The sequence below is a fragment of the Vibrio sp. 05-20-BW147 genome (genome assembly GCF_013369385.1).
Taxonomy (GTDB): domain Bacteria; phylum Pseudomonadota; class Gammaproteobacteria; order Enterobacterales; family Vibrionaceae; genus Vibrio; species Vibrio floridensis.
Map to the genome: position 1 here is coordinate 188,326 of NZ_SZTO01000001.1, position 26,772 is coordinate 215,097.

Here is a 26,772-nt window from a genome sequence, read left to right on the forward strand (position 1 = left end):
GCTGAAATTACCATGTTGCACAAATGTTAATGCAATAAATCTTCGGACAGTGATTTGACGACATTGAAGTAAAGAGATTGAGTAAATGGCTTTTATTTCAAATGGTTGGTGATGTCCATTAAGGAGGCTACGTGAAAGTATTGGTGGGTATCAAACGCGTGATCGACCCTTATCTCAAAGCGCGTGTGAAAGCGGACGGTTCTGGCGTTGAAATGACCAACGTGAAAATGACGCTCAATCCGTTTTGTGAAATCGCGGTAGAAGAGGCCGTGCGCCTCAAAGAAGCGGGCCATGCTGAGGAAGTGATCGTTGTCTCCATCGGTGACGAAAGCTGCCAAGAGCAATTGAGAGCTGCGTTGGCGCTGGGGGCGGATAGAGCGATTCATGTCGATCTCTCTTCTGTGGTGGAGAATTCGCAAAATGTGTTGGCGGTAGAACCGCTCTCGGTGGCGAAAATTCTGCATCGTCTGATGGAGCAAGAATCGGTTGGATTAGTGCTGCTGGGAAAACAGTCCGTCGACAGTGATAACAACCAAGTGCCGCAAATGCTGGCGGCATTGAGCCAAAGACCTTGCGCGACGTTTGCTTCCAAAGTCGTTGTCTCGGGTGAGCAGGTCAACGTGACGCGAGAAGTCGATGGCGGGTTGGAGGAGTTGCGATTAGTACTTCCTGCCATCATCAGTACGGATCTGCGCCTTAATGAGCCGCGATATGCCTCTTTACCCAACATCATGAAAGCCAAGAAGAAACCGCTGGATGTGATCACACTACAACAGCTTTCCATTGAGGTTAAATCTCATCAGCAATTGCTGATGGTGAACACACCAACAGAGCGCAAAGCCGGAGAGCGGGTGGCGAATGTGGATCAGCTCATCGAAAAATTAAAAAACGACGCCAAGGTGCTGTAATGCCCGCCGTGATAATGGAGAGAGTAAAGTGATGGAAAAGAATGACGTAAAAGTGCTGTTCCTGACCGAGCATAATGACCGGAATATTTGTCCTGAAAGCTTACGAGCCATGAGCGCAGCGTTGCAATTGCAACCTAAGGGCATTACGGCGCTGATTATTGGCCATCAATGTGATGCCGTGGTCGAACATGCACAGCGTATCGACGGAATCGCAGAGATCATGGTGCTGGATTCGCCGGCCTATCAACATCGTTTGGCAGAGAACATTGTGCCCGTGATGGCGCAGTTGAGTGAGCCTTATACGCACGTGCTCGCAGCGGCAACCACCTTTGGTAAAAATATACTACCCGGTGTCGCGGCACTGCGCGATGTTGGTCAGTTGTCGGATGTCGTGGCGATTGAATCGGACGATACCTTTGTTCGGCCAATTTATGCTGGCAATGTGCTGGCCACGGTGAAATCACTCGATGCAGTCAAAATGGTTTCTATTAGAAGCTCTGCGTTTGAAGCCTTATCTGACAATGGCTTAGGTGAAAATAGCAGCAATCAGGTGCCTGTTGTGCGACTCGACAAGGTCGTCGCCGCCAAAAACAGCGAATTTGTCGGTTTGGAGAAGGTAGAAAGTGAGCGGCCAGATTTGCCCAATGCGAGAGTTGTGGTGTCTGGAGGGCGTGGTTTAGGGAGCAAAGCGCAGTTTGCCATGGTGGAGCAGTTGGCCGATAAGTTAGGCGCGGCGGTGGGGGCTTCGCGCGCAGCGGTCGATGCGGGTTATGTGTCGAATGATCTGCAAGTGGGGCAAACTGGTAAAATCGTTGCACCAGAACTGTATATTGCGATTGGCATTTCAGGCGCGATACAGCATCTTGCTGGTATGAAAGAGTCGAAAGTCATTGTCGCGATAAACAAAGACCCAGACGCACCAATATTCCAGGTGGCGGACTACGGTTTGGTGGGCGATCTGTTTGACATCCTGCCGGAACTGTTAGAAAAGGTGTAGAAAGACGCCGAGGTTTTTGAGGTGCCCAGTTTGTCGAAACGTAGGGTATTTTACTGGCTTTGTCGCTGATTATTGCGCGCTTAACTGTGCGTTTTCATCGTAAAGCTTTCATCTTTGTTCTTTCTTTCATTATCGGCGGTCACCAAGCAAAAGGGCTTCCCAGTGGAAGCCCTTACTTATTAGCCTTTATTCATTAGCCCTTACGCACTGCCTGAGCCACAAGTTACACACTGGGTTTTCTTAAATGCTCTGCCAACGCTTTAGTAAAGCGCGCGGCTTCGCCACCCGTACAAGCACGATGGTCAAAGGTGATCGACAAAGGCATTGCTTTGACGGCCACGGCTTTTCCTTCCCGAAGCACCACTTTCTCAATGATTCGACCCGCCCCCACAATCGCCACTTGCGGCGGTGACACCACAGGCGTGGCATAAATACCGGCGATGGCACCAAAATTCGACAGGGTGATCGTAGCGTGTTGCAACTGCTCACGGCCAATTTTGCGCTCGCGAATTCCTGAAACGGTTTGATTTATCCAGCTACGAATGTCGTCAGGTGAAAACTCATCGGCATGTCGCATCACAGGGACATACAAACCGTGGGCACTGTCTACAGCCACACCAATATTCACGGTATGGTGCACGCAACGTGTGACGGTATCGGCATCAAACCATGCGTTTAATGCGGGTTCTTGCTGGCAGGCATAAACGACCGCTTGAACCAAACGAACGGTAATGTCTTCCTGGCTGCTCCAATGCTCTAACAGCGCTTCCTCAGTAATGGTGACCGCAGCCACTTGCAGATGAGATTCAGTCATAGTGGTCATCATGGTGCGCCGTGCTCCTTTGAGCACTTCCGTACCGGGGCGTTGTTTGCCCGCTTCGTCGTAGACATCGTGATCCATAATCAAACCGGATGGGCCAGTACCAGACACCATCTCCAAGTTCACCCCGAGTTTTTGCGCCAGCAAACGAGCCGATGGCAAGGCGGTCACCCGTTTCTCTGTGGTGTGGTTTTGGTTGCCCCCGATCCAAAAATCGTCCACTTTCACTTGATGCATCTGATTGGACACATGACCCACCACCGTGGCGGCGTCTTCGCGTTGTTGCACTTTTTTGTCGCTGTTTGCGGTCACATCACCGTCTTCGATTTCCAGTAACAGCGCCCCTATGTTAACCACATCGCCTTCATTGCCATGCCGAGTAATAATGGTTCCGGCCCATGGGGCTGGTACATCAACCGTTGCCTTGGCGGTTTCCACGGTGAGGATCACTTGGTCGACTTCCACTTTGTCACCGACGCTGACGTGCCACTTAATAATTTCTGACTCAGCGAGCCCTTCGCCAAGATCCGGTAGGATAAAGGTTTTCATTTCCAGCCCTCCATAAGCTCACGAGCGGCGAGCACAATATCTTGCTCTTGAATCATGAAGTAATCCTCATTGCGGTAATAAGGCATGACGGTATCCATACCCGTCACGCGTTTAGGTGGTGCTTTCAGCAAGCACATTGCCTGCTCAGCGACGCGGGCAATGATCTCGCCACCCACACCACCACTGCGACTGGCCTCGTGCACCACCAATAAACGTCCGGTTTTTTCTAAAGATTGGAAAATGGTCGCCATATCAAGCGGCTTGATACTGGCTAAATCAATCACTTCCGCCTCAATGCCTTGTGAAGAGAGCGTTTGAGCAGCTTGTAGAGATTCCACCACGCACGCGCCCCAAGTCACTAGGGTTACATCACGGCCTTTACGTAAGGTGAAACAGCTATCAAGTGGTAGCGCTTCGCCGTTATCCACTACCTCTGATTTGACGGTGCGGTAAATGCGTTTGGGTTCAAAGAACATCACAGGATCATCACTGCGGATGGCAGCGAGCAAAAGGCCGTAAGCGCGCTGAGGTGAAGAAGGAATCACCACCTTAAAGCCGGGAATATGGGCAAAGAGCGCTTCGATACTTTCAGAGTGGTGCTCTGGGGCGTGAATACCGCCACCAAAAGGGGCACGAAACACCGCAGGGCAGGTGAGGCGTCCTCGAGTGCGGTTTCGCATTCTTGCCGCGTGACAAATCAGATGCTCCATCGCTGGAAACACAAAGCCTTGAAACTGAAATTCAGCCACTGGCCTCAATCCTTGTGTTGCCATACCCACCGCTACGCCACCAATTAACGCTTCGGCCAGTGGTGAGTCCATCACGCGCTTTAGGCCAAATTTCTGTTTGAGACCAACGGTTGCGCGAAACACGCCGCCGTTGTCTCCCACATCTTCACCAAGCACCACGACGTTTGCATCGCGCTCCATCTCGTGATGAAGGGCGAGGTTGACCGCTTCAACTAGGGTTAGTTCAGCCATGCTTGCCTCCCTGCATACGCATTGCTTTATTAATTAACATGTCTCGTTGAGCATGAAGCTCGACTGGTAGCGAGGCATAGAGGTAATCAAAGGCACTTTCGGGGGCTTGTGGCGGAAGCGAAAGATAGTGTGCGACGGCTTGCTCCACTTGTTGTTTGCAATGGGCTAACCATTGTTGCTCGAGCTCTTCATTCCAAAGCCCTTGAGCGGTTAAATAGGCTTGAAGGCGCTTGATCGGTTCATACAGCCATGCTTGCTTTAACTCATCGGCACTGCGATATCGGCTAGCATCGTCGGCAGTGGTGTGATCACTCAGGCGATAGCTGATCGCTTCTATCAATGTCGCGCCTTTGCCTTTTCGCGCTCTGTCCAGAGCGTTGTTAACGGCATCATAAACAGCGACCACATCATTGCCATCCACGGTGATACCTGGAATGCCAGCTCCTTTGGCTTTCTCTGACAACAAATCCGCCGCACATTGCAACTGACGAGGAACGGAGATCGCCCACTGGTTGTTGTTAACGACAAACACCAAAGGCAAATGCCATACACCAGCGCAGTTGATGGATTCCAAAAAATCGCCTTTGGAGGTAGCGCCATCGCCACAGGTCACTAAAGCGGCGTCATGATTACCTTGAATTTTGAGTGCGGAGGCAACGCCAACCGCGTGCGTGCATTGGGTGGCAATGGGGACACAGAAGGGTAGATCGGAACAGCGTAAGTGACTTTCCTCGGGACAAAAATCACTACCGCGTTCATCTCCGCCCCAATATTGCAGGTTTTTCTCCATACCAATACCACGAACCCACATAGCGGGCATGTCTCGATAGTAAGGAATGAACACGTCAGAAGGTTTGAGCGCGTGACCAATGCCAACCCCAAACGCTTCAGAGCCAAGGTGGGATGGGTAGGTGCCAAGTTTCCCCGTTCTTTGTAGCGCCACCGCTTTGTTGTCGTACGCTCTGGTGATGAGCATGTCACGGTAAAATTGGACAAGACGCTCCTCACTAGCCCAAGAAGGGAGTGGGCTTTGCACATTCCCTTCATAGTCGAGGAATCGGTGCATTGGCAGTGCCTGAATATTCATCTCAAGCTCCTTTTGATAAGCCTATCGCCACAGGAGATAAGCTGACACAAGACTGAAAGAGAATGTCCAATTCACATCACATGAGATGCGCTAGATATGCGCCATTTCTTAAAATTGTCTCCTGTGAAAGCGAAAGTGGCTATTTGATGCTTCTGCATTTATCCACTTCCACAGTGATCCATCTTGGGACATCCGATTTACTGTAAGTGTAATCAAAATGTTAAATTTCGCTAAGATTAGATTGTTTTCAAGCAGTAAACTCTGCCTTACACCGTTGGGAATTAGGACAATGTTTCAGCTTTGGCATTTGGGCTTGTTAAAATTTGAAGGAAATAACTAGGGTCTGTTGACCTTTTGCGGTTAAATTTTGTTCGAGAAAAAAGCGTTTTAATCGCGGCGAGAGGTTTGTCGCCTAGTCATTCTAAGCAAAACACCTCTCAACAAAGAGTAAAACGCTTTTATCGGGGGCGCCCAGCTCGAACCCTTCGGGCAGCGTTTGTGACTCCTTTTTGCTGCGCTATCGGCTTATCAGGTAGGGCAGCTACATTTCAAAGCCTCTGCCTTGCACAAAGAACCCACAAACTGCTGCAAAAATCAGCTCAAAAGGTCAACAGACCCTATGGTTGACAGAAAACATCTCAGAATATTCGTGAAAAAAAGATGAGTGTTTGCGGTGGTGGAATGAAAAACGCCTTCCGTTGGGAAGGCGCATTATCGATATCGGTTTGCCTAACGCTTACTGAGCGAAGCTCAATAGATGCTGTTTAACCGCATCAGAGGTGAAGGCATTGTTGACACTGATAGTGTAGATATCGAAGTATTCCGCTTCTGTCAGTTCAAATGCTTCAACGACTTTACGCACTTCGTCGGTCATCGTGGTGTTCGACACGGTACGGTTGTCAGTGTTGATCGTTACGGCAATACCGTCTTTGTAGAACGCTTTAATTGGATGTTCACTCAAGCTGTTGACGGCTTTGGTCTGAACGTTACTGCTAGGGCAGGTTTCCAGAGCCACTTCTTCCCCTTTAACGAGCTGGTAAGCTTCTGGGTGGTTGTGGATGAAAATACCGTGGCCAACACGCTCTGCGCCAAGCAAAGAAATCGCGTCATAGACGTTTTGTCCTGCACCTTGCTCACCTGCGTGAATAGTGATGCGGTAACCCAACTCTTTTGCGTATTGTGCGTAAGGAACAAACTCGTGACAGAATCCAGGAACTTCAGAGCCAGCGAGGTCAAAAGCCACAATGCCATCGTTAAGGTGTTTTGCGCCTGCTTCTAAAACCGCTTTAATTTGGTCTTTTGGCATGGTGCGTAGAATAGACAAAATGTAGTTACCGTGGATGTCGTACTGTGCTTCCGCACGTTTCATTCCACGAACCACGCTGTCCATGATGTCTTCAAGGCTCAAGCCTTTTACTTGGTGTAAAAGTGGGCCAAAGCGAACTTCTAAATATTTGACGTTCTCGTTTGCAGCGTCTTCGAATAGCTCAAATGAAATTCTCTCTAGCGCTTCTGCCGTTTGCATGACCATACCTGGCAACTCAAAGCGTTTCAGATACTCATCCAAATTTGGGCAAGTTTCTGGTGCAACCATCATCTCTTTGATCACGTTAATGTCACGTGATGGCAGAGTGAGGTTCTGTTCGTCAGCAAGGTCAATAATGGTCTGCGGGCGTACGCTACCATCTAGGTGGCAGTGCAAATCGATCTTCGGCAGGTCAAAGTAATTCATGAGTCTTCTCTTTATAAAATTTCGGATAAAGCGACAGACTTCATAATCAAGAGTTTAAGGCTCTTGGTAGAAACTCCCAAACCATATCATTAGGATTATATGAAGCGTTGATCGCCGAAAGTCTAGCACCTGTTTTTCGCCTCATCAATGTGACAAAAGGGGCTTTTTCATCGGGATCTTCGATTTTTTTGATAGACTCTATCGATATCTGTTGATTGGAAACGCTCAACAAACCGCTAGAATGAAACAAATTATTTCAAAAGGTTACTCTGTATGTTTCACGCCCATGTTTATTATCCTCTGATTCGTCGCCAAGATGCGTTGAAGATTCATCAGCAGATCCGCAATGAACGCCAAGATGTCACAGCGATATTTCCGCTGGTCGATCGTCTTGTTGGCCCCCATAAGATGCCGATGTTTGAGCTGCACTTTCGTGATAATCAACACGGTTTGATTGAATGGTTGGATGCACATCGCGGCGATCTATCCGTATTGATTCATCCGGTCAGTGATGAGCATTTGCTCGACCACACTGAACGCGCTCACTGGTTAGGCAAAGAACTTGGCATTTTTGAAGAAACGCTAAGAGCTTAAAAAATACAGATAATCACTTTTATGGCTTTCCGCCGTTGTCACCTTCGATTTGTGCTAAACCTAGAGTATGAGTAACAAAAATGGAGAGGGTGACAAATGGACTTGTTTGCAGACCATCGTGCAGAAAATCAATCTCAGGAGCCTACACAGAGCCTTCGTCTATGTAAGCCATGGAAAGTTTTGCTGGTGGATGATGATGAACAAATGCATCAAGTCACTCGATTAGCGCTGAGTGGTTTTCAGTTCCAAGAGAGGAAGTTGGAACTCATCTCCGCGCTATCAGGGCAAGAGGCTAGGCAGATTTTGCAGCAGCAAACGGATATTGCCGTTGCGTTTGTCGATGTGGTGATGGAGACCGAGCATGCGGGCCTTGAGTTGGTTAAGTTCATTCGCGAGCAAATGAAGAACCGCTTGATTCGTCTCGTGCTCAGAACGGGGCAAGCAGGGCAAGCACCGGAAGATATCGTCATCAAGGAATATGAGATTGATGACTATAAAGAGAAAACGGAGCTCACCACGCAAAAGTTGAAGACCGTTCTCTATTCCATGTTGCGTGCTTATCGCGACCTTTGTTTGATAGAAGAACAAAAAGAAGGTTTGAGTAAGGTAATTCAAGCCTCTGCTTATGTACAAAATACCACCTCTCTGCAGAACTACGCTTCAGCTGTGTTAGAACAACTCACTTCCTTGCTCAAGTTAGAGAAGTCGGCTTTTTATTGCTTGGTAAAGCCTAAACCAATTGGTGAGGCGAGTAGAGCAATGACATTGGCCGCAACGGGAAGCTATGTGAACCTATACGCTGAATGTGACTTCGAAAAATTGCCAATGCTGGTAGCAGAACGTTGTCAGCAAGTGCTTTCAAGTCAAAGAACTACCAATTTTGGCGATGCATTTGTACTTTACAATGATGATGGCCAAGGGTTAAACAGTCTTTTATACGTTAACATTAGTAAGAGTCTCGCAGAGCTAGATCTTCAGTTGCTGGAGATTTACATGCAGAACATTGGGTTAACCTTTGAAAATCTTAACTTAATGTTGGATGTCAGAGAAACCTCAAAAGAGCTAGTTTGTAATCTTGCAAATGCAGTTGAGGCGCGCAGCAAAGAAACTGGAGCACACGTTCAGCGGGTCTCATTAATCTCTGAAAAGTTGGCCCAGTTGTATGGCTTGGATGAACGAGATGTAAGTTTGATCAAACATGCCGCACCTTTACACGATGTGGGCAAAGTTGCGATTCCTGACAACATTCTTCACAAGCCCGGTAAGCTGGATGCGCAAGAGTGGGAAATCATGAAAAAGCACGTCGAATATGGCGTCAACATCTTGAGTAAATCCAAACGACGCCTCTTTGCCATTGCGAAAGAAATCGCTGGGACGCATCACGAAAAGTGGGACGGTTCAGGGTATCCGATGGGGCTGAAAGGCGAGGCGATCCCGATCAGTGGCCGAATTACGGGCTTGGCGGATGTGTTTGATGCGTTAGGGGCAAAACGCAGCTACAAAGAACCGTGGTCTGATGAACAAATTCGCCAAGAAATCGAAGCGCAAAAAGGCAAACATTTCGATCCCCGATTAGTGGATTTGTTGTTGGAAAATTGGCAAGCGTTTATCGATATTCGTATTCAGCATCCTGACTAGCGAGTCCTTTGGTTATCCTTTTTTATTTCTCAGCTCTTGCTTTTTTCTGCGAACCCCGTGCTATTTAGCACGGGGTTCTTGTTATTGAAATCAGGCACTTTTCTGAGCAAACTCTATCTGCATTGGCAGTTCTTTGGGCAGTGTAATTACAAAATGCACGCCTTGGTTTGGCTCTGAATGAAAAGAGAGATCACCTTTGAGCTTTTGTTTGACTAAATTAAACACCAGATTTAAGCCTAATCCAGAACCACCTTTTCCTCGTTTACTGGTATAAAACGGCTCGAAAATCTTTTGATGTAACGATTGGTCAACGCCAGCGCCGTTGTCTTGATACTCCAATATGACGTTTTGTTCTTGTTCAGAAATGCGGACAAGAATCTCGGGGTTTGGTTGAGTACTGAAGGCGTGATTGACACTGTTGAGGACAAGATTTGAGACGATTTGAGTGAGAACACCGGGCAAACTGTTCATGATCACATCCTCTGGTGATTCCACGATAGGAGCCACAGGCACCTTGCGTGTTTCAGGATGCAGGCTGGCAATTAACGCATCAAGCACTTGTTTGACATTGAACTCGCTGCGGCTTTCGGAGATTTGATCGACCGCCGTTTGTTTGAAATCTCGGATCAGTTTCGCCGCACGGTTAAGGTTGTTTTCCAGCATTTGGCTGCTGTCAGAAATTCTCTGCATCACGTCGGCAAATTGTGCGCTGGTTAAAGTTTGATTGGAAAAGGCTTGATTAAGCTCATTGGAAGCATCTCGAATAATCGAAGAGGCGGTCACTGCGATACCAAGTGGGGTGTTGACTTCGTGGGCAACACCAGCAACAAGCCCGCCCAATGCCGCCAGTTTTTCTGATTCCACGAGCTGTTCTTGTGTGGCTTTGAGCTGTTCCATGCTTTGCTTTAAGTCGAGGGTTCTTACCGCCACTTCATGCTCAAGGTTTTGGTTGAGTTGTTGCAGTTCGATCTGTGTGAGTTTGAGATCTGTAATGTTAATCGTGGTACCACGAAAACCGAGAAATTTGTTCTCTTCATATTTTGCGATGGCTTGAAAAAGAAAATGGTAAGTAATGCAGTTTAAGATGATGCTCTCTTCACACATGGAAAAATCATTTCGCCTCAAAATATAACTGGTGAGATTGTGTGCCTCTGAAAGCGCGTCAATCTCGGTAAACAGTGGCTTTTCCATCGGGTTGACATTGAGCGCGTTAATCATCGCATCAGAACAGTACGTTAGCCGGCCAAGTTCGTCGGTTTCCCATAACCAATCTGAAGATACGTGGGTGAAATCAGCCAGCCGCTCTTGTTCCTGTTTGATATTGCGATATAAGGTGGTGACATTGCCTGTAATCCGGTTGGTTTCATCGCCGAGCCAGTCGAGTTCGTCATCGTTCTCCATGATCCATTGGTAATGCGCAAGTTGTAACGGATCGGAAGGATGTCTTGGATTGTAGTTTCTTAAATACTGTGCGATTTCAAAGATACGTCGATTCACACTGGCATGGAAAATCATCAAAATGATGTAGCAAACCAATGCGGTTTTCATGGCATTTAAAGTGAGGGTCACCAGAAACTGTTTAAGCAGATAATGGTAGATTTCGTGCGCATCAGACTCGACGTAAATGGTGCCTAGCTCTTCTCTTGTCCCAGAAATGTCGTTGTAATAGCTCAGCGGATAAGTATCGATGATGGCACCTTCAGCGACTTTTTCACCCGAGTTGAAGGTGTAGTTTCCCGACTGAACTTCCAGATAATCGATTTTTGGCAGATTGACCAAACCATCCAACCGTTCTTGCAATAACACCAAATCAAATGACCATAACGAAGCAGAAAGTAAGCCGGCATGAACAGTATGAATCTCATGATGCCGTTGTTCTACGTCATTAAATTCCTTGTCATAGTCCCAATAAAGTTGCAGCAAGGTCGTGAGCAAAGTGAAAGCGCCACTGAGTAGTATCATGATCAAGATAATGCGTCGACCAATGCGGCTAAAAAGAGGGTTGTTAAGGCTTTCTTGGTACCGAGTTTTACGACTCATGATATTCCCTGTTTGGCCATCGAGTACCTTGAAAGTATAGTCAGGATAGAAAACAGGATGGAGAAACTAGGCCAGCGTTTTTCTTTTTGATACTAGAGGTCTACACTCGGTAGAGAGCTGTTTGCAATGAGATAAGGTAATGAAAGTTATTACATTGAGTGTGCTTAAGGCGATAGTGTTGCTCGCTGTTTTAGTCGCGCCTTTTGCCAATAGTATAGAAATCTTAGTCATTCAGAGTTACCACGCTGAATTTGAGTGGGACAAAAGTTATCTTCACGGTATTTCACAAGAATTAGGGGATCGCGCGCAGTTAGAAACCTTTGAAATGAACACCAAACGAGTCCCCAAAGAGCAATACGCTGCAATGGCCGATAACGCGTTTGCGAAGTACCAGACGATGAAGCCAGATATAGTGGTGCTCGGAGATGATAACGCTTTCCACTATATCTATCCGAAGTTGTATGATGAGCCGATATCAATGGTCTTCCTCGGTGTGAACTCAAATCCACGTAAGCTTTTATCACAGTACCATGGTCAGGCTAGGGTCACCGGAATTTTAGAATTGCCGTTGTTTGTAAAAAATGTCGCTGAAATTAAGAGATTGCTGGCCAAAGACCCTTTGAAGATTTGGGTGATGTTTGACTCTGGTGTCACTTCCAGCATTGCGGGGGCTTATATTGAGAGACAGTATCAAATGATCAAGCAAAGTCTCGGCATTGAAATGGCGGTGCATTTGATTGATACAGAGGAGAAATGGCAAACCGTGATCATGCAAGCTAAAGAGCAAAATGTTGATGCTGTTCTGGTGGGTTTATATCAGACCTTGGTCGATAAGCAGGGTGACAATGTACCAGCGGAAAAGATCTTATCTTGGAGCAACACTCACTCGGAAGTTCCACTGTTTGGTTTTTGGGATTTCTCGGTCGGAAAGGGAAAAACAGCTGGGGGTGTGGTGCTGTTTGGGGAGGCTCAAGGACGTCAGGTAGGACAAATCATCAACCAAATTTTGGATGGTAAACCTGCAGATACAATTCCTATCCAAATTGGCAATCAAGGTCGACCACTCTACAGTGAATCTGAATTTCGCCGTTGGAAACTACCCGCTCCACAAGAATGGGAGCGGGTAGACTAGAAAACTGTTAAGCGGCTTCGACCAACGCGCTAATCAGCTTGTCAATGCCGCTCGCCGCTTCACGAATGGAACCAGCAAGCATGTATGCGGGTGTTGAAAACACGTTGTGTTTGGCATCATGGCAAATCTCGTCAACATCACACGCTTTGTGGTCGCCGCCCATCTGATTGAAGGCGGCGGCTGTTGCGGCATCATTGCCTACGGTACCTCCAATTCCAGCACCGTAAATCAGTGGCAGCATGACAGGGGCAATACAAAGATAGCCAGCAGGTTTACCGGCTAGAGCAAATGCCTTGCACGCTTTCTCGACATCCTGATTCAGGCGGCATTCTGCGCCAGAAATGGCGAAATTACTGAGGTTTTTCGCTGCGCCAAATCCTCCTGGAAGGAGTAGCGCGTCGAACTCTTCAACATTGAGTTTCACCACGTCGTCGATATTGCCTCTCGCAATGCGTGCAGATTCCACTAATACATTACGAGTTTCGCTCATCTCTTCCCCGGTTTTATGATTGATCACGTGCAGCTGATCTACGTTAGGGGCAAAACAGTGCCAATTGGCTCCCGCTTTTTCAATCGCGAGCAGTGCGAGCACGGCTTCGTGAATTTCTGCACCATCATAAACACCACAGCCGCTCAGAATAACCGCCACTTTTTTCATGTTTACCTTCCTATGATTAGGGAACTTGCCAACGAGTGATCCTACTCTAGCGCAATTTGGTGCTTGAGAAACATGCTGCCTCATTTTCTGTGGCTTTATTCAAGTTCAGTGTTGGCTGTTTTGCAGCCGCTTCCATTCTCGGCGATAGAAGTCCCATCATCGAGTGTTGAATCGTTGGAGTCGTTTTGGTCGGACTCATTTTCGTCATAATAACGAACAACAAAAGGGGTGAGCATGACACTGGAAGGGAGAAATCGTTTCATAAAGGCTCCTGCATCGGACGATGGTTTTGTTTATATAGAGAATGGAAGCGTTTGTTTTTGAACTAGGTCAGTTTTGCAGTAAGCTCTTGCTCTTATTTGCTTGTGCTGCGCTTGGGATCACAGAGAATGACAAATCGCTATACCTTGTTTGGCTTGCTTGCCATCTTATTTTGGAGTTGCTTGTTGGCAATGACACGTATGGTAGCTGAATCTTTTGGTGCACTTGGTGGTGCTGCGCTCTTGTACACCTGTAGCGCGATTATGTTAATGATGGTGCTTGGTATTCCGAAGTTACGTCACTTTTCTCCTCGCTACTTATTGCTAGGAGGGGCCTTGTTCGTCAGCTATGAAATCTTACTTGCTCTGTCGTTAGGTTATGCCGATAGCCGAATACAGTCGATTCAAGTTTCAATCGTCAATTATCTTTGGCCAGCTTTGACAGTATTGTTTGCGGTGTGGGGAAGCGCGAAGAAAACCAGTTGGTGGCTTTACCCAGCGGTGCTGCTGGCCTTTATTGGTGTAGCGTGGACGATCAGTGGTGATGATGGCGTGTCACTGACAACGATCCAGGCAAACGTGATGGCCAACCCGGTAGTCTTTATTATGGCTTTTGCTGGGGCAATTATCTGGGCGATTTATTGCAATGTGACGCAAAAACAGCAGTCAAAACATAACGCCATCACGCTGTTTTTTATCGCCACCGCAGTGACTCTTTGGCTGAAGTTTGCGTTATCTCCGCCAATGCCTCTTCACTTTGAATGGCGAAGTGGCCTTGTTTTGCTGGGTGCATCCACGCTGATGGCGGGCGGTTACGCATTGTGGAATGTAGCAATTGTTGGCGGTAACATGATGTTTCTGGCCACTTTGTCTTACTTTACGCCTGTGTTGTCGGCTCTGTTCTCATCCATTATTTTAGGCGTTACGCTGCCCAGTACCTTTTGGCAGGGCGTTGCCATGGTCACCGTTGGCTCTCTGGCTTGCTGGTGGTTAACGAGAAACAAAAACGCCGTCGGATGAGACGGCGTTTGGGGTTAGATCTGCAAGCCAGTTAGAAAGCGACGTTTACGTTAAGCTGTAGTTTAAACGGATGCTTAGAAAGCTGTTGCTTCAGTTTATCTCGAGTATTTTCCAGTTCGGCTAGGGCCAACGTTTTGTTTTTAACATGCAAATCAACGTTAACGCGTAATTCTTGCCCCACTTTAGCAACACCTGCGAGTTTCAGATGCTGGGAAGTTTGTTTCTCAATGAACTCAATATCATGGCCGACACTTCGACAAAGCTCCTCATTTGGAGACATAACCAACAACTCACGCAGAGCGTCTTTCAACATGCCCAGTGGCACTTTGATGAAGTAAAACGACATTGCCAGCATCATGACTGGATCCGCATAGGCTGCAAACTCAGCGTATGGGGTATACGTCACGGCGATGGACATGATAAATCCAATGGTAACAACGGCACTGAGCAGCGCATCCATCTGCCACTGTTTGACTTCAGCGGCAATAAGTCCCGACGAGTATTGACGACTTTTTCTGGAGATATACCACCAGACATAAGCACAACCAATCACACACGAAGTCTCAAAGAAAATCGCTACAGAGGCATTGACCTCACGACCACCGTTGAACAAATCGAACACGGCAGAATAAAGTGAGTAAGCAACCACCATTAAAATCACTATTGCCTTGATTGCGATAACAATCGGCTCTAAGACAGCTTTACCAAAAGGAAAAAGTCGTTGAGAAGGTTTACTAATGTAGTAAGAAGCTGCGAGCGACAATAATGTTAACAGCAGGCTGACGAGGGAGTATACTCCGTCGAACATAATTACCAGTGACCCTGCGAACATACCAAGTACCAAACCACTAACTGCGAACCCAGATGCTGCAAGGGCTGAGAAGATTAAAATACGGTTTTCGTTCTTAGTTGTCCTGTCACACATAAAATTTTCCGGTTGCTAAACACTCTGTTATTGTTTGCGTAACGGCGAAATTTTACAAATGAAAAGTCAGTGAATGAAATGTGTCAATTTAATGATTGTTGATATTGTCTTTTTAAATCAATACTTTAATTGGTAAATCGAGCGTCATTAATATTGACGCTCACTGTGCTCGAGTTAGAAATCGAACAAATAATCGTTGATTCTGTCCGCCAGCCACGTCATGGCTGGGTGTTCTCTCATGCCACTATGGGTCAGCATGCAATAATCCTCTTGGGTCAAACCGTAGGTGTGTTTGATTACGGCGAGTTTTTGTTCGCGCAAGTAGAGTCGAATCAAGGGTTCGGGTAATACTCCCCATGCGTTTTCTTGGAGGATCATGTTCAGCATGTAGTCAAAGCAGGAAAAACCGATGTGGCGTAGGGAAAAGGGCCTTAGCTCAGGATTGTCTTTTTCATTCAAATAGACCATCAACGCTTGCATTTGTGCTCGTAAGTCTTCATCAGAAACACGGCGCATCTTGGTGAGGGGATGATCATGTTGACATACAGACATCATGCGAATTTTACCCAGTGGCGTGTAGGTAATCTTAGGGCTGTCAACACGTTCGTAGTCGACACCGAAGGCAAAATCCACCTGTCTGGTCTCCACCAAGTTGGCAAGATCGCCACTGGATGCCAGCACGATGTTGAATGCGGTTGAAGGGTACTGGCGACTGAGTTCGTGAGAAAATTCCTGCCAAGTTTCATCGGGTAATGAATCGTCTCGAGCGATCCATAACTCAGCGTTAAAAACGCCCGATACTTCTGCACAGGTTTGTTTGATGCGCTGAGAAGTGACAAGCAAATTTTCACAGTCTTTAAAAATCGCTTTACCTGCTTCTGATAACGTCAGTTGATTACCAGAGCGGATAAATAGCTCGATATCCAACTCCTTTTCCAGCGATTTGATCGACATGCTGAGTTTAGTTCGATTGCAGTCTAGATGTCTTGCAGCTTCAGAGACTGAGCCTAACTCTGCAATACTACAAAAGGCTTCAATTTGTGAAAGGTTCATAATTCACTCGTAAAATGGAACTTGGTTCTAGCATAGCGAACTTTAGCATAGGTTGTTAAGTTGCTTTATGTGCTGGGAAATTGACAATAACTCTATGACGTAAGGAATATTTTGAGTTAATCTATCAGCGTTGCAAGAAGTAATTATGGAGGCCGTGATGGCACACAATTGGGACGAAGCCGCGAAGGAGTGGGAGAGCAATCCAGCAACGGAACAGTTTGCACAATCTGTGTTTAACCAGTTGACGAGTTTAGCTAACCTCAACGGAGCTAGAATCCTAGATTTAGGATGTGGTACAGGCTTGTTAAGCCGAAAAATGTCGCCCTTAGCGAAAGAGATCATTGCACTTGATTCATCCGAAGAAATGATCGAAGAGTTAGACAAAAAGCAGTTGCCCAATGTCGAACCTGTAGTGGATAGTCTCACTCGCGGCTTGGCGGCTCAGCACCCTGCATTTCGTGGGCAGTTTGACGTGGTGGTTGCCTCGTCGGTTTGTGCATTTATTGATGACCTACCTACGACGTTAGAAGTGTCTCATAGCTTGCTGAACATTGGAGGATGCTTTATCCACTGGGATTGGATAGCAGAATCGGATGATGAAGGATTGACAATGAAACGAGCCGAGCACTTGTTGCTTCAAGCGGGATTTAACGAGGTGAGCGTGAAACCATCCTTCAGTCTTGCTCTTGGGGGCTCTGAACAAAAAGTTTTTGTTGGGATCGGCAAGCGTACTGAGTAGTTGTTCGTTTTCGACGATACGATAGAACAATATTCACGGTCGCGATTGAGTAAAACGATACCGATTGGTAAAGGCTACTGCATTTGATGCGGTGGCCTTTGTTGTTTTTGGCGTTCAAGCGTATCTCCTTTGTCCCTTGTTTGACGGTACGATTTTGGGGAGTTGGGTAAATTATTTTTGCTTAGAAATAAATGATAAATTGCGACAGATCAATAAATAGTGGTGGCAAAAATAATTGAGTTAAAAGATAGTTGAAAGATTCAAAAATTATTGAATAATGGTTTCAACAATGAATGAACATCGCGCCTTGGCGTCGGTCCCTTATATTCCGCTCCACAACAGGAAATAAACTTAATGTCTAATTCGTTCGTATTGGTCATCAACTCGGGTAGCTCTTCTCTCAAGTTCGCAGTCATTAACTCTGTCACTGGTGAAGCGGTGCTGAGTGGCTTGGGTGAGTGCTTTGGTCTTGCAGATGCTCGCATGAGCTGGAAATACTCAGGCGAAAAAACAGAGATTGTCATTCAAGGTGAAGATAACCACCACAAAATCGCTATCGGCAAACTGGTTGGTTTGACTGAAGAATTAGGTTTGACGAAAGATATCGTTGCTGTAGGGCACCGAATTGTACACGGTGGTGAGAAGTTCACATCGACAGTACGTATTAATGAAGAAGTGACGGCAGAGATCGAGAAGCTTGCCGATCTTGCTCCATTGCATAACCCTGCGGGTGCTATCGGTATTCGTGCGGCGATGGAAGCCTTTCCTGCACTTCCTCAGTTTGCTGTGTTTGATACCGCTTTCCACCAAACTATGCCAAAGCGCGCGTTTACCGGCGCTATCGCGAACGAGTTGTACACGGATTTCGGCATTCGTCGCTACGGTTTCCATGGCACCAGCCACTACTTCGTAAGTCGTGAAGCAGCGAAAATGCTGAACAAGCCAATTGAAGAATCTAGCTTCATCTCTGTACACCTTGGCAATGGTGCTTCAGTGTGTGCGATTAACAATGGTGAATCTGTCGATACCTCTATGGGCTTCACGCCACTTTCTGGCCTCATGATGGGTACCCGTTGTGGCGACCTAGACCCTGGCATCATTGAATACCTACTTAAGAAAGGTTGGTCTCAAGAGAAAGTGTTCAACTCGCTAAATAAAGCCTCTGGCTTCTTAGGTGTATCCGGCCTAACTAGCGACGCTCGTGGCATTCTAGAAGCGATGGAACAGGGCCACGAAGGCGCGACGCTGGCATTCCAAGTGTTCACCTACCGTGTCGCGAAATACATTGCGTCATACCTAGCTGCGCTAGATTCTTTTGACGGCATCATCTTCACTGGCGGCATTGGCGAAAACTCACTACCAATTCGTCGTGAGATCCTTAAGAATCTGAAACTTCTTGGTTTTGTTGAAGATGAAAAAGGCAACGAAGATGCTCGTTTCGGTAACGCAGGTGTGATCGCAACATCGACATTGCTAAACGCAGTGGCGATGGTTATCCCAACCAACGAAGAATTCGTGATAGCCCAGCAATCGGTTGAATTGCTGTAATTTACTTCAAAAACAGATAGTTAAAAGCGAGCCATGTGCTCGCTTTTTTTTACTCATATGTTGGATAGACCATCGCTAAGCATGTGTTGGTGACACAACCATTGCTTACTAAATTGCCTTCTGCAATTCATTTTTGCCCCAAGTTAGCGAGCTTAGTGTTGAATTGTTTCAGCCCCATTTCGCGCTAAAGTATTTACCCAGTACCAGAGCAAGCTCGCAGTTGTTTATTAGATAATGTAATGTTGCCAGCCGTAGATGCAGGCGATATCAATTTATAGGATCTCATCGTCATCCCAATCCCAGTCAATTTGGGAAATATCACGGGAGACTTTTTGTAAATACCACCCGAGCAAAGCGACAATAGAAAGGATTAAAATGATAAAAGTTAGAAGCATATCATACCCTTAGAGCTTGCGTGTGACTTAACTACAAGACTTACCACGGCAATTGAGTTCCATCGTAGACAAAAAATGAACCTGAATGCTTAGGTTTTAAATTATCGATAACATTAAGCATGCCTTTAACACTCTCTTCTACTGTGACCTTGCCATCCTTTCCGCCCATATCGGTTTGTACCCAACCTGGGTGAATTGCCATAGTCTTCACACCCACTTCGGATAGTTCGCAAGCTAAAGATTTAATTATTTGGTTGAGGGCGGCTTTTGATGCGCGATAGCTGTATCGACCACCAGAGCGGTTGTCATCGATGCTAGCGAGTATTGAAGTCATCCCAATGATGGTTTTATCTTCGCCAGCAAGAATGTTATGAAGCAAAGCCTGCGTGATTAACATGGGTGCAATGGTGTTGACCTTTAATACATTTATCCATTCCTTTTGCCCCATATTGCCTAGGCTTTCACATTCATCTCCGCTTACCCCCGCGTTATGAATAAGTACATCAATGGCGATGCCCGCAAATTTTTCTGTCAAAGCGAGAATATGGGACTCATTACTCACGTCGAGCGGATGAATGCAAATGGTGGGATAAGTTTGAACCAAGAGACACAAAGCCTGAGCTGTATTGATGTCACGGCAGCATGCAATCACACGCCATCCACGCTGAGCGTATTGTTTAACAAGCTCTAGGCCTAAGCCTCGATTGGCGCCAGTGATAAAAACCGTTTTCATTGTGAGCTACCTAAGTTGATTATAAGTAAGAATTAGCTGGTCAATGCCGAACCTTGACCAGCTTGTAACCATTGTCGTGATACTTACTTCAGAACTACGTTTGCTTCCGACAAATGAACTGCTGTACGTTTATCAAGACGCCCACTCATTCGAGTAAGAGCGAGCGCAACGATCACTATCACGGCTCCAATCCAAGGTGTATGCATTAAGCCCATTTCTGACACAATCATACCGCCTCCCCAAGAGCCAAGAGCAATACCCACGTTAAACGCCGCAATGTTTAGACCAGAAGCGACGTCTACCGCATCAGGAGTGTATTTTTCAGCCAGCTTAACCACATATACTTGTAAACCAGGAACATTACCGAATGCAAATGCCCCCCAAACTAAAATGGTCGCTACCGCTGCTATAGGGTTAATGGCCGTAAAGTTAAATACAACTAATACGGTGGCGAGTCCCGCAAAAATAATAGTCAGTGCTTTTATTGGCCCCATCTTATCGGCCATTTTGCCGCCCCAAATATTACCAATCGCTACTGATACGCCGTATACCAACATAATTAGGCTGATTGCATTTGCGCTGAATCCTGTTTCCTGTTGCAAAATCGGCGCAAGGAAAGTGAAAGCGGTAAAGGTACCACCGTAACCGAGTGCTGTGATGGCATAAACCAATAGTAGTCTTGGTTGCGTTAACACTTTTAGTTGTGATGACAGTTTCGCGGCAGCAGGCTGCTTTAGGTTGCTTGGCACTAAGAAAGCACTACCAATCAACGCAATAAGTCCCAATAGCGCGACAATCAAAAACGTCGATTGCCAACCAAAGGTCTGGCCGATGTAAGTACCAAGCGGGACGCCCGTTACTAATGCTACGGTTAATCCCGTGAACATAATCGCAATCGCACTTGCCGCTTTTTCTTTAGATACTAGGCCAGTCGCAATTGTGGAGCCGATGGAGAAAAACACACCATGGGCTAGACCAGTCAAAATTCGAGCAACGATAAGGGTGTTGTAACCAGGTGCTTGCCATGCCAATAAGTTGCCAATCACAAACAGTGACATAACCGTAATGAGTACGTGCTTACGGTTCCACTTTCCCGTTAGTGCTGTTAAAACAGGTGCGCCAATCGCAACACCGAGTGCATAAAGGCTCACCAGTAGTCCTGCGGATGGTAGTGAGACGTTTAGGTCAGAAGCCATGGTCGGGATCAATCCCACGATCACAAACTCCGTCGTTCCGATAGCAAAGGCGCTGAGCGTCAATGCAAGAAGTGCTAATGGCATATCATTTACTCTCTTTTGTTAGGTTCTAGTAAACAGCAGCGAATGTGCTTATCAACGTGTCGTGCTGCCGTGATTTGATGGAGGGATTTTGCGTGGAAATGTAGTTGCAAAAAATAGGTTATTTAACAAATGATATTTGCTATAAATGCAATAATTAAACAAAACTGTTGAGTAAATGGTAGGCAAGCATGCGCACAAAATCGGACGATTTAGAAATTCTACTTACTGTCGTTGATACTGGCGGATTTACTGCGGCAGCAGAAAGTCTCGATATACAGGTGGCACGCGTATCACGAGCGGTGAGTAAGGTAGAAAGCCAGCTTGGCGTGACGATATTAAACCGAACCACAAGACGGATTGAGTTAACGGATGAGGGGCGGCAATTCGTTGAGTCGGTACGAATAGGGCTGATGCAGTTGCAGCAAGCGGAAGACGAGATCATATCCCGTGGGGAATTACCCAAAGGACGACTGCGTGTTGATGCCGCCAGTCCGTTTGTGTTTCACCAGTTAGTTCCACTCGTTCAGCCATTTAATCAAGCCTATCCTGATATTGAGTTGGAGTTAACTTCTAATGAAGGTTTTGTTGATTTGCTAGAAAAGAAAACCGATATCGCTATTCGTATCGGTGCATTAAATGATTCAACTTTACACGCAAGGCCTCTTGGCCGAAGTTTACTTTACATTGTTGCTTCACCTGATTATTTATCAAAGCGCGGCTTTCCGAGCAAGAGTAGTGATTTGGAACATCACGATACCATTGGATTTTCAACACCAAAAACACTCAACGAATGGCCTCTGAAAGGATTTTCAGGGCTGACACCCACGCTGACCTCAAGTAACGGTGAAACGGTGAGACAGCTAGCATTGATGGGAAATGGAATCGCCTGCCTATCAGGCTTTATGGTGAAAAAAGATATTGCGGAAGGAAGATTAATTGCGTTGTTAGAAGGTGAAAAAATTGGTAACTCAGGTAGGGAGCAAATTAATGCGGTTTACTATAAGTCCTCTTCTGTTGCCAAGAGGATTTCTGCTTTTATCGATTTTATTCAACCGAAGTTGGATCTGTAAATCGGTCCAAGCGAGGTAACTTCTTACCTCGCTTAGGCTATTTCTTCTGACTCCTTGAACAAGACAGATACGTATTAAAGTTGATGATACATCGACATCCAGCAAGACTATTCCTGGAGCATGCTCAGACTATTGCATTTTTAACAAATATTATTTGTCTTTGTTGCTATCAATGTGCTGCGATGAGTTTGTTAGTATCCCTCTCAGGAAATAAGAGGGCTTATTATGTCTAAATCACTTTTTCAACCTATCCAATTGGGGAGATTGACTCTCAAAAACCGCATTGTCATGCCACCGATGACACGCTCCAGGGCAAGTCAACCAGGGGATGTCGCTAATGAAATGATGGCGACGTATTACGCTCAAAGAGCCAGTGCAGGTTTAATAGTCTCCGAAGGCACACAAATTTCACCGAATGCAAAAGGTTATGCGTGGACGCCAGGTATTTACACACCTGAGCAGATTGCAGGCTGGCGTAAAGTAACTCAAGCAGTGCATGCAGAACATGGCGCCATTTTCGCGCAGCTGTGGCATGTGGGCAGAGTCACTCACCCAGATAACATTGGTGGTGAGCAACCGATTTCTTCATCAGCGTTAAAAGCGGAAAACGTAAAAGTATTCATTGATAATGGCAGTGATGAACCTGGCTTTGTTGATGTCGTCCAGCCTAGAGCAATGACAAAAGCGGATATTCAACAAGTCATCGCAGATTATCGTCAAGCGGCATTGAATGCTGTTGAGGCGGGCTTTGATGGGATTGAACTTCATGCAGCGAATGGTTATTTGATCAACCAGTTCATAGACTCCGAAGCTAACAGCCGCAGTGATGAATACGGTGGTAGCCTAGAAAATCGTCTTCGTTTTCTTGATGAAGTCGTTGCAGCATTAGTTAAAGCGATTGGTGCTGACCGTGTTGGTGTGCGTCTTGCTCCTTTGACTACCTTAAACGGCACCGTAGATGCGAACCCTATCGAGACCTATACCGCTGCGGCTGCGTTGTTGAATAAGCACGGTATCGTTTATCTGCATATCGCGGAAGTAGATTGGGATGACGCCCCTGATACGCCAGTCTCTTTCAAACGTGCCTTACGTGAGGCCTATCAAGGCATTTTGATTTACGCAGGTCGTTATAATGCGGAAAAAGCGAAACAAGCTATTGATGACGGACTGGCTGATATGATCGGCTTTGGTCGGCCTTTTGTAGCGAATCCCGATCTGCCTGAAAGACTACTTCACGGCTACCCGTTCGAAAAGCACGATCCTGACACCTTGTTTGGTGGCGGTGAAAAAGGGTTGATTGATTATCCAACGTATAAAGCTTAAGGGGGAAGTATGTTTAAGGTATTTAAAGGTCACGGACTTGAGACTAGAAACCGTATCGCTATGGCGCCGATGACTCGTTCACGAACGTCTCAACCTGGTGATGTACCAAACGAGATGATGGCAACCTACTACCGTCAGCGTGCTAGCGCAGGTTTGATTGTCACAGAAGGCGCGCCTGTCTCAGCCGTTGGTCGGGGCTACTCTATGACACCAGGCATTTACACAGAAGAACACATTGAAGGCTGGAAGAAAGTGACTCAGGCTGTTCATGAGGAAGGGGGTAAGATATTTATCCAACTCTGGCATGTTGGCCGTCGTAGTCATTCCGATATTTCAGGTTCACAACCCCTGGCACCATCAGCGATAAAAATTCCAGATCAGGTCTTTGGCCCATTACCTGAAGGCGGGTTTGGCATGGTAGAAACCCAGCAGCCAAAAGCAATGAGTGCAGATGAAATCCAAGCAACCATTACCGACTTTGTTCAAGCGGCAAGAAATGCTGTTGAAGCAGGGTTTGATGGTGTTGAAGTTCATGCAGCGCATGGTTACTTGTTTGATACCTTTTTACGCTTAGAAAGCAACCAAAGAAGTGATCAATATGGTGGCAGCAAAGAGAATCGTATGCGCTTTCTGGTTGATACGTTGCAAGCACTTACCGACGAAATTGGTGGGGAAAGAGTTGCGGTTCGTCTGTCTCCTCATATCGGAGAGGGTTTTGCTGGGGATGATGTTGAAATTGTTCCACTAACGTTAGCATTGCTGGAAAAACTACAACCGATGAACCTTGCGTATGTGCATTTTTCAGAAAACATATCACGCTATGTAGAGGTGCCTGAAGAGTTTCGCCAGCAAGTACGCCGAATATACTCTAATCCAATCATGGTTGCAGGAAAGTTGACCAAGCAATCTGCACAACAGTTACTAGATAAGCAGTATGCTGATTTCGTTGCCTTTGGTACGCCTTTTGTAACGAACCCTGATTTAGTCGCCCGATTTGCTCATGATTTACCATTGGCCGAGTTTGATGCCGATGCTAGGTTGACCTTGTATGGGGGCGGAGCCGAAGGCTACACCGATTATCCAACTTATCAAGCCTAATACACCAGGTACCAAGGACGATAACTCTTTGGTGCCTGACCTTTTCATTAAGCGAGTGGAAGTGATATGGAACCCTATCGAATTTGGCAATATCAAACTGAGACGCACAGTCTTGTTTTAGGTAAGGCTGAAAGACCAGCTTTAGATGACAACGAAATCTTAGTACAAAACAAAGCGATTGGTATTAACCCTGTCGATTGGAAATTTATTAAAGCCAATCCTTTAAATTGGCCGAATGGCCATGTTCCAGGTGTTGATGGTGCAGGCGTCGTCGTACAAGTCGGGTCTAAAGTTGATCCCAGTCTAATTGGCCGTCGAGTGGCCTATCATGGCTCACTAAATCGCCATGGTAGCTTCGCTGAATATACCGTTTTGAACGTTGAGCGAGTGATGACACTGCCTGAGAGCCTATCTTTTGAACTTGCCTCGGCACTGCCTTGTCCGATGCTGACTGCGTGGCAAGCATTTGAAAAAATTCCATTAACCCGACAAAGAGAAGTGCTTGTCGTTGGTTTTGGCGCGGTGAATAATTTGTTATCCCAGATCCTTGCCAGAGCGGGTTATATCGTTGATGTTGTCTCCGCGAGTCTGAGCGAAGAGCGAGCCAAAAGCTTAGGTATTCGCCAAGTTTATCGAGAGCAATCTCAAATCGACATGAAATACTTCGCCATTTTTGATGCGGTGAGTGGGGAAAATGCCGCCCATTTAGTGCCACTGTTAAGAGCGAATGGACATATTGTCTGCATTCAAGATCGTATTGCTAAACCCATTGACCCTCCATTTACGCGCACTATTTCTTACCACGAAATAGCCCTTGGAGCGTTACATAATTTTGGTGATAAAGATGATTGGCATACATTAATGCAAAATGGTGAAACGCTGCTTGAGCGTATTTCAAAAGGCAGTTTTGACGTTAGTTTACCTGTATCTTTTAAATTCGATCAGATGTCAGAGGCATTGAAACACAGTGAGTTCACAAAACTAAAAACAGTTATTACATTGAGTTAGATTCCGCTATCTATACTTTTGCTGGGAAGCGCATACACAATCGCTAAGCACGCGAATAGCGACACAGTCATTACCCACAATATCGACTTCTGCAATTCATTTTTCTAACTCCAAGTTAGCGAGCTACGTGCTCGCTTTTTTTGTACTCATATGTTGGATAGACCATCGCTGAACAGCACATGGCAGCTCACCCACTGATAGCTCTATTGATTTATGCAATTTTATTATCGCCCCAGAAGTGGCTTCAGAAAAACTAACAATAGACCCTATTTATGGAGGCATTATTGTCAATTACGTCAGCCCATGCCTGAACTAGGTTACTAAAAGTATACTAATTGCATTCAACCTTTAGGTAACTAACATATACTACGAAGAACCAGTGACGTAGTGTTCACTTATATATTCACTCTATTTACGGAGTCACTAATAATGAGTAACGCTCCTATCATCAATGCTTATGGGTTACCGTTATTCTCAGAAGGAAAGCTAAGTACGTCTTTGGTAGATAAAGCGATGATACTTTTATAACCCAAAGGTTACTTAGTTCTCGTAGTGAACATGCAAGATGGATGACTAAGGTGAATTTAATTTGATTGATCTCTAGTATTACTATGACGTGATACATAGGTCAAAGCACTGTGGTTTCATGTCATCGAGTGAAACTGCAGCTATCTAGTTTCTGGATTGGCGAGGCTGTATGAAAGCAAAAGTTGAAGTTGACGCCAAAGGGCGTAAAAGTGTTGTTGATGCCTGTAAGGAGCCTTGTGCGATAGAAAAAGGTATGGGGATCTTGGGGTCAAAATGGAAAGGCTCAATAATCTACCATCTGAAAGATGGCCCTGTGAGATTTAATGATCTTTCAAGAATGTTGGGCGGTGCAAGTAAGAAAATGGTAGACCAGCGCTTAAAAGAGCTAGAGAGTGAAAATATGGTGATACGCTGCGTACTCAATGAGAAGCCATTAGCCGTAAGTTACGAACTGACTGAGTTTGGCAAAAGTGCTCTAACGATTCTTGAAGAATTGAGAAAATGGTCTGAAAGCAATAATGTACAGCTTAAATAGTTGGAGTAACAATCTCTACTCGAACTGTGTGACAGGGCAACTGTAGTGGATGAGAAATTTGGCCACTCAGATAGAGGATGCTAGTCATCTTTGTGATCATTGATTAAATACACACTATTCAA

General features: G+C 46.1%; 25 protein-coding genes and 1 riboswitch. Of the genes, 13 read left to right on the top strand and 12 right to left on the bottom strand.

The annotated features are described in order from the left end of the window. Nucleotides 1–131 precede the first annotated feature (131 nt). A complete protein-coding gene (locus FC652_RS00865) occupies nt 132–908 on the top strand; it encodes an electron transfer flavoprotein subunit beta/FixA family protein (RefSeq protein WP_176297115.1) in 777 nt (258 codons plus the stop codon). Between the two features lie 31 nt (nt 909–939). Further along, complete coding sequence (locus FC652_RS00870) at nt 940–1,905, top strand: electron transfer flavoprotein subunit alpha/FixB family protein (protein ID WP_176297116.1); 966 nt, start codon at nt 940–942, stop codon at nt 1,903–1,905. 223 nt (nt 1,906–2,128) lie between these two features. Here FC652_RS00870 and FC652_RS00875 read toward each other — a convergent pair whose 3' ends face one another. From FC652_RS00875 to add, 4 genes are all read right to left on the bottom strand, one after another. Then, the gene (locus tag FC652_RS00875) at nt 2,129–3,274 is read right to left on the bottom strand and encodes a dihydrolipoamide acetyltransferase family protein (protein WP_045598081.1); all 1,146 of its coding nucleotides are present in this window, start codon (nt 3,272–3,274) and stop codon (nt 2,129–2,131) included. After that, nucleotides 3,271–4,254: an alpha-ketoacid dehydrogenase subunit beta gene (locus FC652_RS00880; protein WP_011152306.1), complete on the bottom strand. Its 984-nt coding sequence runs from the start codon at nt 4,252–4,254 to the stop codon at nt 3,271–3,273. The genes FC652_RS00875 and FC652_RS00880 overlap by 4 nt, the downstream gene beginning before the upstream one ends. Continuing rightward, a complete protein-coding gene (gene pdhA, locus FC652_RS00885; RefSeq protein WP_101957651.1) occupies nt 4,247–5,341 on the bottom strand; it encodes a pyruvate dehydrogenase (acetyl-transferring) E1 component subunit alpha in 1,095 nt (364 codons plus the stop codon). The genes FC652_RS00880 and pdhA overlap by 8 nt, the downstream gene beginning before the upstream one ends. 736 nt (nt 5,342–6,077) lie before the next feature. Then, entirely contained in the window at nt 6,078–7,073 is a 996-nt protein-coding gene (gene add, locus FC652_RS00890; protein WP_176297117.1) for an adenosine deaminase, read from the bottom strand. 23 nt (nt 7,074–7,096) lie between these two features. Next, nucleotides 7,097–7,196: riboswitch (purine riboswitch) on the bottom strand. Nucleotides 7,197–7,346: 150 nt separating this feature from the next. On the opposite strand from add, the gene FC652_RS00895 reads away from it, so the two are divergent. Then, on the top strand, nt 7,347–7,667 hold the full coding sequence (locus FC652_RS00895) for a DOPA 4,5-dioxygenase family protein (RefSeq protein WP_176297118.1): 321 nt from the start codon (nt 7,347–7,349) through the stop codon (nt 7,665–7,667). A 96-nt stretch (nt 7,668–7,763) separates the two neighbouring features. Then, a complete protein-coding gene (locus FC652_RS00900; protein WP_176297119.1) occupies nt 7,764–9,305 on the top strand; it encodes a DUF3369 domain-containing protein in 1,542 nt (513 codons plus the stop codon). A 90-nt stretch (nt 9,306–9,395) separates the two neighbouring features. Here FC652_RS00900 and FC652_RS00905 read toward each other — a convergent pair whose 3' ends face one another. Further along, on the bottom strand, nt 9,396–11,345 hold the full coding sequence (locus FC652_RS00905) for an ATP-binding protein (protein ID WP_176297120.1): 1,950 nt from the start codon (nt 11,343–11,345) through the stop codon (nt 9,396–9,398). A 139-nt stretch (nt 11,346–11,484) separates the two neighbouring features. Here FC652_RS00905 and FC652_RS00910 point away from each other — a divergent pair, with 139 nt between their 5' ends. Then, a complete protein-coding gene (locus tag FC652_RS00910) occupies nt 11,485–12,477 on the top strand; it encodes an ABC transporter substrate-binding protein (protein WP_176297121.1) in 993 nt (330 codons plus the stop codon). Between the two features lie 7 nt (nt 12,478–12,484). On the opposite strand, the gene elbB is transcribed toward FC652_RS00910, so the two are convergent. Together elbB and FC652_RS00920 are read right to left on the bottom strand one after the other, a co-directional pair. Then, nucleotides 12,485–13,135: an isoprenoid biosynthesis glyoxalase ElbB gene (gene elbB / locus FC652_RS00915; RefSeq protein ID WP_176297122.1), complete on the bottom strand. Its 651-nt coding sequence runs from the start codon at nt 13,133–13,135 to the stop codon at nt 12,485–12,487. Nucleotides 13,136–13,230: 95 nt separating this feature from the next. Continuing rightward, nucleotides 13,231–13,398 (bottom strand): hypothetical protein, encoded by a 168-nt coding sequence (locus tag FC652_RS00920; RefSeq protein ID WP_176296986.1) that lies wholly within the window; start codon nt 13,396–13,398, stop codon nt 13,231–13,233. Between the two features lie 126 nt (nt 13,399–13,524). On the opposite strand from FC652_RS00920, the gene yddG reads away from it, so the two are divergent. Further along, entirely contained in the window at nt 13,525–14,415 is an 891-nt protein-coding gene (gene yddG, locus FC652_RS00925) for an aromatic amino acid DMT transporter YddG (protein WP_176297123.1), read from the top strand. Nucleotides 14,416–14,446: 31 nt separating this feature from the next. Here the strand turns inward: yddG and FC652_RS00930 are convergent, their stop codons facing one another. Both FC652_RS00930 and FC652_RS00935 read right to left on the bottom strand, forming a co-directional pair. Beyond that, the gene (locus FC652_RS00930) at nt 14,447–15,340 is read right to left on the bottom strand and encodes a cation diffusion facilitator family transporter (protein ID WP_176297124.1); all 894 of its coding nucleotides are present in this window, start codon (nt 15,338–15,340) and stop codon (nt 14,447–14,449) included. Between the two features lie 174 nt (nt 15,341–15,514). Next, the gene (locus FC652_RS00935; RefSeq protein ID WP_176297125.1) at nt 15,515–16,393 is read right to left on the bottom strand and encodes a LysR family transcriptional regulator; all 879 of its coding nucleotides are present in this window, start codon (nt 16,391–16,393) and stop codon (nt 15,515–15,517) included. Between the two features lie 145 nt (nt 16,394–16,538). Between FC652_RS00935 and FC652_RS00940 the strand changes: the two genes are divergently transcribed. Beyond that, nucleotides 16,539–17,132, top strand: a complete 594-nt coding sequence (locus tag FC652_RS00940) for a class I SAM-dependent methyltransferase (protein ID WP_176297126.1) — start codon at nt 16,539–16,541, stop codon at nt 17,130–17,132. 354 nt (nt 17,133–17,486) lie between these two features. Beyond that, on the top strand, nt 17,487–18,680 hold the full coding sequence (locus FC652_RS00945; RefSeq protein ID WP_176297127.1) for an acetate/propionate family kinase: 1,194 nt from the start codon (nt 17,487–17,489) through the stop codon (nt 18,678–18,680). Between the two features lie 272 nt (nt 18,681–18,952). On the opposite strand, the gene FC652_RS20510 is transcribed toward FC652_RS00945, so the two are convergent. The 3 genes from FC652_RS20510 to FC652_RS00955 form a co-directional block, all read right to left on the bottom strand. After that, a complete protein-coding gene (locus FC652_RS20510; RefSeq protein WP_255199111.1) occupies nt 18,953–19,075 on the bottom strand; it encodes a hypothetical protein in 123 nt (40 codons plus the stop codon). Between the two features lie 40 nt (nt 19,076–19,115). Beyond that, entirely contained in the window at nt 19,116–19,808 is a 693-nt protein-coding gene (locus FC652_RS00950) for an SDR family oxidoreductase (protein WP_114717632.1), read from the bottom strand. 83 nt (nt 19,809–19,891) lie between these two features. Continuing rightward, a complete protein-coding gene (locus tag FC652_RS00955) occupies nt 19,892–21,088 on the bottom strand; it encodes an MFS transporter (protein ID WP_130247216.1) in 1,197 nt (398 codons plus the stop codon). A 188-nt stretch (nt 21,089–21,276) separates the two neighbouring features. Here FC652_RS00955 and FC652_RS00960 point away from each other — a divergent pair, with 188 nt between their 5' ends. The 5 genes from FC652_RS00960 (at nt 21,277) to FC652_RS00980 (ending at nt 26,650) form a co-directional block, all read left to right on the top strand. Next, nucleotides 21,277–22,158 (top strand): LysR family transcriptional regulator, encoded by an 882-nt coding sequence (locus tag FC652_RS00960; protein ID WP_001259369.1) that lies wholly within the window; start codon nt 21,277–21,279, stop codon nt 22,156–22,158. A 225-nt stretch (nt 22,159–22,383) separates the two neighbouring features. Next, on the top strand, nt 22,384–23,481 hold the full coding sequence (locus FC652_RS00965; RefSeq protein WP_114718052.1) for an alkene reductase: 1,098 nt from the start codon (nt 22,384–22,386) through the stop codon (nt 23,479–23,481). 9 nt (nt 23,482–23,490) lie between these two features. Beyond that, nucleotides 23,491–24,579, top strand: coding sequence for an alkene reductase (locus FC652_RS00970; RefSeq protein ID WP_025789557.1), 1,089 nt, complete (start codon nt 23,491–23,493; stop codon nt 24,577–24,579). A 66-nt stretch (nt 24,580–24,645) separates the two neighbouring features. Beyond that, nucleotides 24,646–25,587, top strand: a complete 942-nt coding sequence (locus FC652_RS00975) for a zinc-binding dehydrogenase (protein ID WP_130247213.1) — start codon at nt 24,646–24,648, stop codon at nt 25,585–25,587. 697 nt (nt 25,588–26,284) lie between these two features. Continuing rightward, entirely contained in the window at nt 26,285–26,650 is a 366-nt protein-coding gene (locus FC652_RS00980) for a helix-turn-helix domain-containing protein (RefSeq protein WP_130247212.1), read from the top strand. The last annotated feature ends 122 nt before the right edge of the window (nt 26,651–26,772 follow it).